Here is a 13,344-nt window from a genome sequence, read left to right as displayed (position 1 = left end):
ACTTATGCAAAGTCCAGTGCTTTCAAGGCGCTGGACTTAATTTTTTCTAGATCGACCAAAGGTATCTCCGTTAGCTTCGCTTCTTCATCCCATCTGCGCATTAATATGCTGATTTCAAAAAGCGGATCGCTTTCAAATTGGGCAGCTTCTTCTGCATTCATACTTCCTCCTTGATACTCCAACGTTTTTTTGCTTGCCTCTGATAGATTGCTAAAATATTCTGGATGTTTGAATGTAAGGTATCGTTTTGCTTGCACGTGGTTCTCTACCAATTTGGCCATCCTTTCTGAAAAGCCTTTTGAGCGCAAATAATCTGCGCCAATCTTTTCATGGCTTTTAGCACCGTAAATGCCCATCGAGTTTTCTTCACTTTTTAAAACGCACATATGGCCAATGTCATGAAAAAATGCTGCGAGTATTATTTCCTCATCGAAGCCCGCCTGCATGGCCAATTGCGCTGATTGCGACATGTGCTCGATCAATGAAACGGGTTCACCTACATATTCGGAGACTCCAAACTGCTTGTACATTCCAAAGATTTCATCAATTGAATTCTGCTTTTGCTGGGCATTCATTTTTATTCTAATTTAAATGAAAGATAGTAGAAGAATATTTTCTTTAACAGAAACTGAAGTTATCAAATGATTAATTTGTTTGTGTGGGTTGGATTCTTACTTGAAGTTCGTTTACCTTTCGTTTCTAAATGGCTATACAATGAGCGTTCAACTAGTGGTTTTTGATTTGGCGGGGACTACCGTAAAAGAAAATTTTGATGTTCAGCGAATATTAAAAAACGCATTTGGCAAAGCGAGACTTGAAATTACCATCGAGCAAGCAAACAAAGTGATGGGCATTCCTAAGCCAGTGGCTATTCGTCAACTGTTAGAGCAAGTGAAGCACGATTCTATCAACGATGAGATCATACGAACCATACATGCCGACTTTGTTACGGACATGATCCGTTTTTATGAGCATGATCAATCCGTACAAGAGAATGTAGGTGTGACCGAGACATTTAAAAAGTTAAAGCAACAAGGAGTGAAGGTAGTGGTTGATACTGGTTTTGATCGACCCATTGTAGATGCCCTGTTAAACCGGATGGGATGGAGTGCGAATGGTTTGATGGATGGAAGCGTCACCAGTGATGAAGTGGCGCACGGCAGGCCTTACCCCGATTTGATATACCGTGCAATGGAAATAACCGATGTTCTGGATGTTAAAACAGTTGCCAAAGTAGGTGATACTATTTCTGACTTGCAAGAAGGGCAAGCTGCTGGCTGCGGTTGGGTGATTGGCATTGCCTCAGGGGCTTTTTCAAAATCACAATTAGCTCTTGTTTCTCATACCCATCTGATTGATCAGATTCCGGAAATCCTACCGATTTTAGATTTCTAGAAATAAATCCCCGCTCAATGTTTCTTTAATATTATCTATCTGTTGATTTCATGTTCTGCGGCCAACCTTTGCTGCTGTAGTTTATAAATCAGGCAAAACAAAGTTCAACATCTATTATGCTGGGAGGCCGTGGTTATGCGTTAGTATGCTTCCAACTCTTGTGTTTGTAATGGAAGTAAATCATGGAGCTTAAAATCAAAATAGTTCCTGTGATGGATAGAAAATATCCACCGCTGATAAAGAAGCTAAGCCAGCTAAGTTTGGTATATCCAAATTCTTTGAAGAATAGAACACCTACACTTCCTAAGTATCCAAACGAGTCGGCCACGTACATGATAAAACCAACGGTGCCGGTGTATTTGAATGCTGCAATCAATCGATCGAAGAAAATACTGTTGAAAGGAATGTAACCCAGGTACAAACCCAATCCAATCAACACCATCCATATTTTGGGTTCGATGATTTGTTGCTGGAATAAATAATTAGCCACACCAATCAAAAGCATGCCGAAAGCAATGATGATATGGTTTACCATTAAAGCAAGCTTATTGTTTTTGATGAGCATTAAACTTCCCATGCAAATTAGCACAGCAAATGAAACGGGCACTTCCGTAGAGGTATAAATGGAAGGATCATTTCCTAAACCCATTGATTTCCAAATTTCAGCGGAGAAGTTATCCCTAAAATCGCGAAAGGCAGTAAGCAAAACATACGAGAGGACAAATAGAATAATGCCTGGTAAAAATGTTGACGTAAATTTTTTCCGCTCCTCGGCATTCATAGGTGCACGCTTGGTGCGGAGTTGTTCATCCAGATTAGATGGCGGGGGCAGTTTATCGAGCAAGTACAGAAACAATAAGAGTGGTAGAAAAAAAAGACAACTTGCCACAAAAGGCATCCAATATTCAGATGTGCCCCAGTCGCGCATGATGTAAGCTCCCACAGATCGGCACAAGCCGGCCGAAAAAATAAAACTCACGGCCAACGATGCGCCCAATACTTCGGTCATTCGTCTTCCTTCCAAATAGCCAAACACCATGCCCCACACCATGCCCAGTGGAAGGCCATTCGTAAACAGGAAAATGAAATTGTAAGGAGGTGGCACTAGCGCAAATAGCAGCCAAGAAATGCCTGCAATACTTACCATCAACAAAATTCCTAAGGAACGAGAGTGTGCTTTTAGCTCTGAAATAATTTTAATGCCAATGAATTTTGAAAGCGCGTAGCCCACTACTTGAAAAGTCACCAACCAAACCTTGTAGCTGATTCCTGCAAAGACCAATCCTTCAAATGTAGCGGCTGCAAATGTTTTGCGGAAAGCATACACACAGGTGTACAACAAAAAAGCTGCGAGCGAGGCATAAATCGTAAACCAAATGCCGTGGGTATTACTGAGCCACTTAGAAATGGGGTGAATAGGTTTCAAAATTCAATTCCTTTTTCGTTAAAGTTATAAGGTTTCCATTCACCATCGTATAGAATGTGGATTTTTTTGAAACCGATTTTATTCAATAGTTGGGCGGTGGACTCAAATTGATTGATCAAGTCATCGGCATGGTGTGCATCGGAGCTGATGGTGATGGGGATATTTTGTTCATGAATCAATTCCAGTATCCAAGGGCTAGGGTAGGTGGTGGTGGATTTTCGCTGGTAGAGTCCGCGCGTATTCACTTCCATAATTGCTCCTGAATCTTTAATTGTTAGAATTGTTTTCTTTACTTCATGTCGGTACCAGTCTTCTGTTTCTGCAAAGAATTTGTTTTCAGGGTTTTGGATTTTCATTTTGTCTAGATGGCCAACAATGGTGGGAGGGGAGTTACGCAACATCTCTCTCGTCAGTTCAAAATAGCGGATGAATGCTGCTTTAAAATCATTCTGGAATATCTTCTCAAGACCGTTTAAAAATACGGCATGAAGCCCATCGATTTCCCAGTGTTCACCCTCTTTGAAAGTATCTACAAAATGAACAGAGCCAATGGTATAATCCAGTTGCTTCGAAAAATCTGTTAGGCCGATAATCTTGGGGATAAAATCTACTTCAAGCCCTCTATACAGTGGTAGTGAGGTTTTTTCTTTTAACGATTGAATGGATTGCAGGTAGTTTTCCAACTCTTCTTTTTCCATGCACCATTTGCAATCGAATGGTATTGGCGCGTGAGACGAAAATCCCAGACTCTTTATTCCAAGTTGTTGTGCTCTAATAATGTGTTCTTCCAATGTGCTTTTGCCATCGCAATAGGTGCTGTGAGTATGGAAATTGGACCACATATCAATTTGAAGATTTGAAAATTAGCTAATTTGAAAATGAGATGCTATTGAATGAAACTTGGACATTTTCAAATTTTCAAATTGAGCAATCTTCAAATTAGCTTTTTAATACTCTGTTCTGAATACCCAGCCGAAGTGGTCATGCCTTTGCCACCGATGGCGGTGCGGATGTGAATTCTATCTTCGATGTCAATCTCTACGATTCCCTTTTCATTATGTTGTGGATAGAACCCCGACCAAGTAGTTGCTATTTTAGTGATATCAAAATTTACGATCCGTTGTGCCTCTTGTAACATCAATTGGTTAATGTATTCATTTTGAGAGAAACCTAAATCATCGATCTGGCTTACGTCCGCGTATTCGTGCGAGTCGCCAATGATAATAGCACCATCCGCGGCTTTCTTGAACAAAATGTGGACCCCCCACTTCTTTAACTCTTTTAAATGTTCGGGAGTTTGAATGGTAGAGTAGTAGGGGCACTCTTGAAATGACTCATAGCGCCTGATGGTAAGACCAGTTAAAATATTGCCTTCCAAATTAACTTCTTTCATCGGTAGTGTCTTTAACATTTGCAATTTACTGATTACAATTCCACTCGTGCGGAATAAATCTGGAAAGAGAAGTTTAAATTCTCCCCCATTGCAAATAATTACTTTGTCGGATGTGAATTCTTCTTTTGCGGTAGAAACTATTTTTACACTACTGCCCGTAACCTGGCAATCGATCACTGCTGTGTTCGGTTTGTACAGGAGGCTACTAAACTTATCTGTACAATATTTTAACAACTGATGTATCATGCGGTCGGGCTCCGCACTTACTTCTTGGGCAAAAAACAATCCTTCTTTGCAATAGGATTTTTTTAATGCGGGCCATTTGGCTACGCATTGTTCGGATGTCATCAATACAGACGGATAAGCGCGTGCATCCATGCTTGATTTTAATTCATGAATCAATTGCTGTTCGTCAGGATCAGAAGCAATGTACACGGTGCCATTCGAGCGAATCGAAAGATCAAATTCGTGTTGAATAGTTTTATAAATTTCGGTTCCTCGCACGCCATAATCAAACCACTCTTTACCCATGCCAGAGGGCACTACTTGCCCAAAATTCCGAACCGTAGCTTGCACTGGGTAATTATCTTTTTCAACCAGTAGCACTTTTTTTCCCAGTCGAGCGGCATGATAGGCATGGAAAGTGCCGAGCACACCCGCACCAACAACCACTACATCGAATTGATTTGGCATTTAAGTTACTTTTAAGTTTTCAATTTGGTTATTTGGTGTTAATAGAATGTTATGGTTAATAAAAATATTTTTATGCACCTCAAATCCAAGGGGAAGGTGATACTAATATTCAGAAGATCACTATCGATTTGGTGACGAATTGGTTAGAATTGCAGAAAAAATATTTTTACCAAACCTATCATCTAATTCCATGAATAAGTCAATTGTAATCCTTCTTTTGTTATCTGTGGCAATTAGGTCAAATGCCCAATCGTCTGACATCATCCGAGGTCCTTATTTGAACAGCGTAACGTCTACTTCCGCTGTCATTAAATGGAGAACGCAACAACCAACCACCAGTAAAGTTACTCTTTCAATTGACCTTCAGAAGCACTCCAACCACACGAAAGTATCAGATTCCAACTTGATGACCGATCATGAAATAAAAATATCGGGTCTTTTACCTGCCACCAAGTACTATTATTCGGTGGGCGATACGGGTGCCATTGCCAAGATGTATCCAGAGCAATTTGTGATTACCGCTCCCACTGTTGGATCTATTTCACCGCTTCGTATTTGGGCGTTGGGTGATTTTGGCGATGGTTCAACCAATCAACTAAAATGCCGCGATGCTATCATTAAAGAGACATATGATCATCGGCCGGATGCTTGGATTTGGCTTGGTGATAATGCGTATAACCTGGGTTTAGATGACGAGTATCAACGACATGTCTTTAGGGTGTATCAGGAAAGTTTTTTTAAGAATACAAATCTTTATCCAGCTCCCGGAAACCACGACTATGGTAAAGCCAAACGCAATCCGACCGATATCTCCTACTTTAAAATTTTTACAATGCCTACTAATGGCGAGGCAGGAGGGATACCCTCCGGATCTGAATCTTACTATTCCGTTGACTATGGAAACGTTCATTTAATTTCGCTTGACTCGCAAGGGGAGTTGGATGGCGGATTTCGAATTTATGATACCCTGAGCCAGCAAATTACATGGCTGAAGAAAGATTTGAGCGCTAATAAATTGCCTTGGACAATTGTGTACTTTCATCACCCGCCTTACACGAAAGGCTCGCACGATTCAGACCGAGAAGCTGAGCTAGTAAAGATTCGTGAAAATTTGCTCGTTATCCTGGAGCGTTATAAGGTAGATATGGTATTAACGGGTCATAGCCACGTGTATGAACGCACCCATCCACTTCGTGGTCATTATGGTGAAGCAAACTCCTTTGATCCGAAGAAGCATGTGGTGGAAAGAACGACTTCACCGAACCACTACCTTGTTGGTAAGGGAGGGCAGGGCGTCATCTATATTGTTAGTGGTTCAGGTGGGCAAGTGGGTGGTCAAGCCGAAGGTTATCCGTTACGGGCTGCCACTTATTACAACACAACCGTTGGTGGTTCCTTGCTGCTAGATTTCAACGACAACCGATTGGAGGCAAAATGGATTTGTGCTGACGGACAAGTAAGAGATCGTTTCTCGATCACGAAGGAAAAATAATTTTAGTGAGGTCAGTAGGTCGTGCTCAGCAGCTATTTTTGAGAAATTTATTTGATGGTTAAAAAATAGATCACTAGCATAACTACTTTTCGTTTAGTTGTATTGAGAGGATAGTGCGGTTTGGAAGCATCAAAGAAGATACTGTCACCCTCTTGTAATTGTATTTTTTCATCTTGAATAAAGTAATCACAATCACCTGAGATGATATACTTAAACTCGTAACCATCTGTAACCGTTGGCTTGCTTTTGGCTTTTGGCTTAATGGACAATACCACTGTTTCCATCGTGCACGTTGGAAGGGTTTGAGCCAGAATAAAACGATAATCAAACCCAGGCCGATTTTCTTTTTTTATGTGTTTGTATTCCCTCCGCTTCATGTGGAAATAGTTTTTACTTGCGGAAATAGAGACATCCTCAAAGAATGTATTGGGGCTTACATCCAACGCATTTATCAACGACAGAAAAACAGGTAAGGACGGAATCGTTCGAGAGTTCTCGATTTTTGAAATGAGTCCTTTGGTAAGGTTTGTTCGCTCACTTAGAGATTGCAGCGTAAGACCTTTTTCTACGCGTAACTTCTTGATCCTTTTTGCAATGAGTGTGATTTGTTCTTCTTGTATCATAATAGCTAGTTTACTCATTGTCAACTTTTGGTTGACAATGCAAGCTAATTTCCAATTGTTACCTAATTGTTATTAGAAACTTACGGTTTCAACAATCATTCACCCACTTTACTTACTTCGAGTTTACGTGCGCGTTAAAATTTTATCCAATAAGCCTCTCAATCTTAACGGTTAAATAATTTCTTCTTGCACTCAACATCAAACGTTAAATCAATATTTGAGCAAGCAAATAATCAGGTATTGATTGTTAGCGATACTAAACCAAACAAAATCTTATGTTTAAATTTTTACAACAAAAATTGAACAGGCAAATGGTGATGCAAAAATTAGGCGCATTACTTTTTGTCTTTATGGCGTTTTCTTCGGCCATGGCACAGTACACGGTATCCGGCAAGGTGACTTCCGGAGAAGATCAAAGCCCGCTGCCGGGTGTAAACATTTTGGTGAAAGGAACCACCAACGGAACGATTACAGATGCAGATGGTGCATTTAGCATCAATGCAAATTCTGCCAATGACGTGTTGGTATTTTCATTTGTTGGATTCTTAACGCAGGAAGTGGCCATCAATAACCAGACAGGTCTCAATGTAGTGTTAGCAACGGATGCGAAGCAATTGAGTGAGGTGGTAGTGACTGCTTTGGGTATTGAGAAGGATGTGGCTAAATTGGGTTATTCTCAACAAAAAGTTCAAGGTTCAGAGTTGACAAAAGCTAGAGAACCCAACCCCATCAATTCTTTGGCAGGTAAAATTGCTGGTTTACAAATTGGTGCTAGTGCAGAATTGTTGCGCAAGCCAAATATTCTACTTAGAGGTAACGCTGATATATTGTACGTAGTCGATGGCATTCCCGTAATTTCTGATACTTGGAATATTAGTTCGGACGACATTGATACCTACACTATATTAAAGGGACCTAATGCTTCTGCTCTTTATGGATTTCAGGGCAGAAATGGGGCTATACTTCTAACCACTAAGAAAGGTTCGAGAGATAAGAGAGGATTTTCTGCTAGCTTCAACTCCAGCTCTATGGTGGAAAGTGGCTTCTTAGCAATTCCTAAAGTACAGGATAGCTACGGCCCTGGCGACCACGGTATTTATGAATTCGTGGACGGCAAGGGTAGTGGAAAAAATGATAATGATTATGATATCTGGGGACCACCCTTGGATGGTAGGTTGTTGCCACAATACGACAGCCCGATCGATCCTGTAACTGGAAAAAGGATTCCTACTCCGTTTACAAACAGGGGTAAGGACAATTTAAAGAGATTTCTTCAAGATGGAATATTGTTGACTAACAATATCAGCGTAGGTTCATCAACCGAAAAGTCAGATATACGTTTTTCAATATCGCACACCAACCAACGAGGGCTTGTTCCTAATACAAAACTTGACATTTTTAACTTCAATTCATCTATTGGCTATAAGTTCACAGATAAGTTAAAATTTGAATCAAACATAAATTATAATTACCAAACTACCCCAAACTTCCCAGATGTGAATTATGGCCCAAATAGTATGATTTATAACATCATTATTTGGGGTGCCGCAGATTGGAACATTGATGATATGAGAAATTATTGGCAAAAAGGTAGGGAAGGCACGCAACAGATTTACGCAGAGTATCAGCGTTACAACAATCCATACTTTAGTACTTACGAGTGGTTGCGTGGGCATTATAACTCGAATGTGTATGGCTTTGCATCATTGAATTATAAGATTACAGACTACTTAGATGTGACAATGCGCTCAAATGTGACAACGTATGGTATATTTAGACCTGAACGAATGCCAACATCTGCAACATCTTACAGTCGTGAAGAAACTAGAGGTGATTATAGAGAAGATAGAAGAGGTCTTTTTCAAAACATTACAGATATTTTGGTAAAGTTTGATAAAAAGATAACACCTGATTTTAGTATTCAGGCCATTGCTGGTGGAAGCCTAAGAACGTTAAGCTACAATTCTAGTTACACCACAACAGACTATTTGAATGTGCCAGCGTCTTCATTAAACCCTGCTGGTTTCTCTTTTAGTAACTCAAGAAATCCTATCAGAGCTTCGAGCTTCAATTCAGAAATGCAGGTAGGTAGTGTTTATTACTCTGCTGATTTTTCGTTTAAGAATTTTGTTACCCTATCTACCACCGGTAGGGTTGATAAACTTTCAACTCTTCCGTCAGGAGAGAATACTTTCTTTTATCCTTCGGTTTCTGCAAGCACAGTTATTTCAGATTATATTAAAATACCAGAGCCAATATCGTTCTTGAAGGTAAGGGGATCTTATGCTTCGGTTGGTGACGCATTGACATTGTCAACAATTGGTGCCACGCCAGGAGCCAGCTATTTTTTAAATTATGGTCAACAATATAATTCTTCCTATGATGGCCCTAGCTATGGCAACGCTGGCGTGTACACAACTTCCTTACGCTATAACAATACTCCGGCAGCTTCATACACGAATACCCTTCCAAAGTCTAATTTACAGCCTTCCTATAATTCTTCCTATGAAGTTGGGTTGGACGCAAAATTTATTCAAAACAGAGTAGGTTTAGATATAACCTACTATCAATCTGATCTTGGACCTCAGATTTTCGATCTTACACAATCAGAGTCTACGGGTTATACTGCTGCCAAGCAAAACGGTATTCGGACACAGCGCAAAGGGTGGGAAGTATCTATATCTGGTTCTCCAATTAAAAACTCTGATGGTTTTAATTGGGATGTTCTTGTTAACTGGTCTTCTTACAGAGAAACGTTAAAAGAAATTTATGGACCTGATGCTTCGATAACACAATGGCCAACGAGTTATTTTGTATCGGGTAGCTCTAGTAATCGATATATAAAAGTAGGTGACAGAGTGGATGGCTTCTACGCCTCGGCTTTTGCAAGGGATCCGAATGGCAACATTATACATGACAATACAGGCAAGGCTACACGTACATCAAACGCCCGCTTTTTGGGCTTTGTTGACCCTGACTACGTATTTGGTATCAACAATAAGTTTTCGTATAAAGGAATTACATTCAGCTTTCAATTTGATGGCCGAGTAGGCGGTGTTATTGAGAACCAAATCCAACGTCAGGCATATCGTGGAGGACGCCATATAGGTACTGTGGAGGGAGCATACGGAGCGGCTAGAGCGAACGATGTAATTGGAGTAAAGTCGTACGTTGGTGAGGGCGTAGTATTGACAGGAGGTAAAATCAATTATGACGTTGACGGTGCCATTACAAATTACAATGAATTAACTTTTGCACCCAATACAACTAAACAGTTTGCGCAAGATTACATCAGCTATTACTACAATACACTCGAAGGAAACATGATGAGCCGCAGCTTTGTAAAATTGAGAGAAGTTACTCTTGGGTATAGCCTTCCAACAAGTTGGTTTGGAAATAAGGTGAAGAACTTTAACGTATCGCTTGTTGCTCGTAACTTATTGTATTTTGCGGAAAGCAAAGATATGGATATCGATCAGTTTGCTACCCGTCAAGGTTCCGCTGATTTGCAAACGCCTACCACTCGCAGATACGGTGTAAACATTAATGTTACTTTCTAATCATTAATCAAACAATAATGAGAATAAAAATGAAAAAATTAACAATACTCCTTACGTTCGTCATGTCTATTTCCGCGTTTAGCTGCAAAGACTTTGAAGAGCTAGAAAAAGACCCTAATAGGCCAACTTCAGTAGATCAATCACTAGTTTTCAATGGTGTATTGAATGATTTGGCTGATTTTACTTGGAATGACGTAATGCGCTGGAATCAATTTTATTGCAGTAATTATAATTATTATGCTAACAATGAATACAATTGGGCCAGCACTACTTGGAATTATACTACGCTAAAGAATGTAGTGAAAATGGAGCAGGAAGCCATCAAAAGAGGCGCAGAAAAAGTGAACCCTTACAGTGCCATTGGCAAGTTTTTACGCGCGTATTTCTTTGTGAAAATGAGCACTAGGGTTGGTGATATTCCTGTTGATGAAGCTCTTCTTGGTTCCGAAAACACTAAGCCAAAATATAATAGCCAAAAAGAGGTTTATATCCGTTCACTCCAATTGTTGGAAGATTCTAATTCTGATCTTGAATCATTGATTAAAAAGGGTGATAACACGCTTTCAGGAGATATTTACACTACCAATAACAGCTTAAGAGCTTGGCAAAAAGTAGTTAATACATTTAAACTACGGGTGTTGATCAGTTTGAGTAATAAGGAAACAGATGCAGACCTTGCAATCAAACAAAAGTTTTCCGATGTGATAAACAATCCAAGCAAGTATCCAGTAATGACATCCAACTCAGATAACATGTCATATGTTTACAACGCAGCTTTTAATAAATATGGGCGTAACAAGGATAACTATGGATTCAACGCATTGCGCGAAAATATGTCTTCAACTTATATGGATCCTTTGATTGATTTAAATGATCCGAGAATCTTTGTAGTAGCAGAGCCTACTATTGAAAAGGTAAAAGCTGGTGCTACATTGAGCGATTTTGGTTCTTTTGCTGGAGCCAGGCCTGATGAAGATTTAGCAGATATGTCTACCAAAGCCCAACAAGGTAAATACTCGTTCCAAAACCGCAAACGGTACTATGATGGCTATACAGCCGAAAATACCATTCAAATAGGATATCCTGAGTTGTGTTTCAATATAGCGGAAGCATACAACAGAGGCTGGGTTTCTGGTAAGTTGGCTAGTGATGCAGAAGTTTCTTATAAGAATGGCATTCTTGCTTCCATGGATTTCTATAATATTAAAACGGGTTCTATGACGGCAACTTATTTGAAGGAGGGGGACGCTTTAGGGACTTACCAATCTTATACTGTTGCAGTTGATTTAGATACTTACTATAATCAAGCCAAAGTGAAATATGCTGGTAACAATGCAGTAGGATTAAATCAGATACTTATGCAAAAATATCTGGCATTTTTCCAGAATTCTGGATGGGAGGCATTCTATAACCAACGTAGAACTGGAGTTCCAACATTCTATAAGGATTTAGCGGGTAATGGAAATGGCTCTCGTATTCCTAAGAGGTGGAATTATCCAACATCTGAAAAGCAATATAATACCGCAAACTACAACGCTGCTTTGACTTCTCAGTTTGGAGGCACTTCCGAAAACATCAATACTGATCTTTGGACCAATAAGTAATTTGCCAGTGTTTTTAGTCAAAATTTTCCGGAGTGCTTCACCGCCTCTGGAATTTTTTTAACCCAACCAACAATGAAAAATAGAATTGTTCTAACACTGCTTAGTGTTGTCATAAGTTTGGCCAGCCATGCGCAGAAGACAAAAACAGAAAACGTTATCCTGATTACCCTTGACGGCATGCGTTGGCAAGAAGTCTTTTCTGGCGCTGAGCAACGATTGATTAAAAAGAAGTTTGCCAAAGATTCTGCTGGTATTGTAAATACTTATTGGGCAACAACACTCGAAGCAAGGCGTGAAAAATTGATGCCCTTCTTTTGGAATACCATTGCCAAGCAAGGTCAATTGTACGGAAATAGAAATCTGGGAAGCAAAGTGAATACGGCTAACAAAATGTGGTTCTCCTATCCGGGCTACAATGAAATTCTTTGCGGTTTCGCAGACGATGAAAAAATCAACAGTAACGATGCCAATGACAACCCCAATAAAAATGTGCTGGAGTTTCTCAACGAACAGAAAGATTTTAAAGGGAGAATTGCAGCTTACACATCATGGGAAACATTTCCGTGGATCATCAATACCAAGCGCAACGGCATTCCGGTCAATTCTGGTTTAACCAAATCTCAAAACCCAAATGAATCTGAAAAGCTATTGGACGAACTCATGTTTCAACTTCCCAACAACACTGGCGGAACGCGGGTAGATGCGTTGACTTTCCATTATGCCTTTGAATACCTCAAGAAAAATAGACCTAAAGTACTTTTCCTTTCTTTTGATGAAACCGATCATTGGGCACATGAAGGTGAGTATGACAAATACCTGCATGCCGCAAACTACACCGATGGATTTATCAAAACCCTTTGGGAATGGCTTCAATCACAACCGCAGTACAAGAATAAAACTACGATAATCATCACCACCGATCATGGTCGTGGAAAAGTAAACGATGAGGACTGGAAACACCACGGAGCCAAGATGCCATTTGCCGATGAAATTTGGTTTGCATTTTTAGGGCCAGATACTTCGGCTTTGGGCGAGATCAAGTCGGAACAGCAGCTTTATCAAAACCAGGTAGCAAAAAGCCTCGCAGCCTTTTTGGGCGTTGACTATAAAAATGAAAAACAAGTTGGAGGCATTGTTTCAACAGCCTTCACAAAATAG

10 protein-coding genes are annotated in these 13,344 nt (G+C 40.0%); 5 read left to right on the top strand and 5 right to left on the bottom strand.

Translation table 11 applies throughout. The annotated features are described in order from the left end of the window. Positions 1–2: 2 nt before the first annotated feature. Positions 3–575, bottom strand: a complete 573-nt coding sequence (locus tag KA713_08260; GenBank protein UXE68551.1) for an HDIG domain-containing protein — start codon at positions 573–575, stop codon at positions 3–5. A 139-nt stretch (positions 576–714) separates the two neighbouring features. Between KA713_08260 and KA713_08255 the strand changes: the two genes are divergently transcribed. Continuing rightward, positions 715–1,395: an HAD hydrolase-like protein gene (locus KA713_08255; GenBank protein UXE68550.1), complete on the top strand. Its 681-nt coding sequence runs from the start codon at positions 715–717 to the stop codon at positions 1,393–1,395. A gap of 133 nt (positions 1,396–1,528) precedes the next feature. On the opposite strand, the gene KA713_08250 is transcribed toward KA713_08255, so the two are convergent. From KA713_08250 to KA713_08240, 3 genes are all read right to left on the bottom strand, one after another. After that, positions 1,529–2,803, bottom strand: coding sequence for a hypothetical protein (locus tag KA713_08250; protein UXE69078.1), 1,275 nt, complete (start codon positions 2,801–2,803; stop codon positions 1,529–1,531). Between the two features lie 14 nt (positions 2,804–2,817). Then, positions 2,818–3,663 carry a histidinol-phosphatase gene (locus KA713_08245; protein UXE68549.1) on the bottom strand — a complete coding sequence of 282 codons (846 nt, stop codon included), beginning with the start codon at positions 3,661–3,663 and terminating at the stop codon, positions 2,818–2,820. A gap of 92 nt (positions 3,664–3,755) precedes the next feature. Continuing rightward, complete coding sequence (locus KA713_08240) at positions 3,756–4,907, bottom strand: TIGR03364 family FAD-dependent oxidoreductase (protein ID UXE68548.1); 1,152 nt, start codon at positions 4,905–4,907, stop codon at positions 3,756–3,758. A gap of 190 nt (positions 4,908–5,097) precedes the next feature. On the opposite strand from KA713_08240, the gene KA713_08235 reads away from it, so the two are divergent. Next, the gene (locus KA713_08235; GenBank protein ID UXE68547.1) at positions 5,098–6,399 is read left to right on the top strand and encodes a metallophosphoesterase family protein; all 1,302 of its coding nucleotides are present in this window, start codon (positions 5,098–5,100) and stop codon (positions 6,397–6,399) included. 47 nt (positions 6,400–6,446) lie between these two features. On the opposite strand, the gene KA713_08230 is transcribed toward KA713_08235, so the two are convergent. Further along, positions 6,447–7,040 (bottom strand): helix-turn-helix transcriptional regulator, encoded by a 594-nt coding sequence (locus KA713_08230; GenBank protein ID UXE68546.1) that lies wholly within the window; start codon positions 7,038–7,040, stop codon positions 6,447–6,449. Positions 7,041–7,339: 299 nt separating this feature from the next. Between KA713_08230 and KA713_08225 the strand changes: the two genes are divergently transcribed. The 3 genes from KA713_08225 (at position 7,340) to KA713_08215 (ending at position 13,344) form a co-directional block, all read left to right on the top strand. Beyond that, on the top strand, positions 7,340–10,582 hold the full coding sequence (locus tag KA713_08225) for a SusC/RagA family TonB-linked outer membrane protein (protein UXE69077.1): 3,243 nt from the start codon (positions 7,340–7,342) through the stop codon (positions 10,580–10,582). 29 nt (positions 10,583–10,611) lie between these two features. Further along, on the top strand, positions 10,612–12,186 hold the full coding sequence (locus tag KA713_08220; GenBank protein ID UXE68545.1) for a SusD/RagB family nutrient-binding outer membrane lipoprotein: 1,575 nt from the start codon (positions 10,612–10,614) through the stop codon (positions 12,184–12,186). Positions 12,187–12,270: 84 nt separating this feature from the next. Next, positions 12,271–13,344, top strand: a complete 1,074-nt coding sequence (locus KA713_08215; GenBank protein UXE69076.1) for an alkaline phosphatase family protein — start codon at positions 12,271–12,273, stop codon at positions 13,342–13,344.

This window comes from Chryseotalea sp. WA131a (assembly GCA_025370075.1).
In the GTDB taxonomy this organism is placed as follows: Bacteria; Bacteroidota; Bacteroidia; order Cytophagales; family Cyclobacteriaceae; genus ELB16-189.
This window is presented reverse-complemented; position numbering and strand designations above follow the sequence as displayed.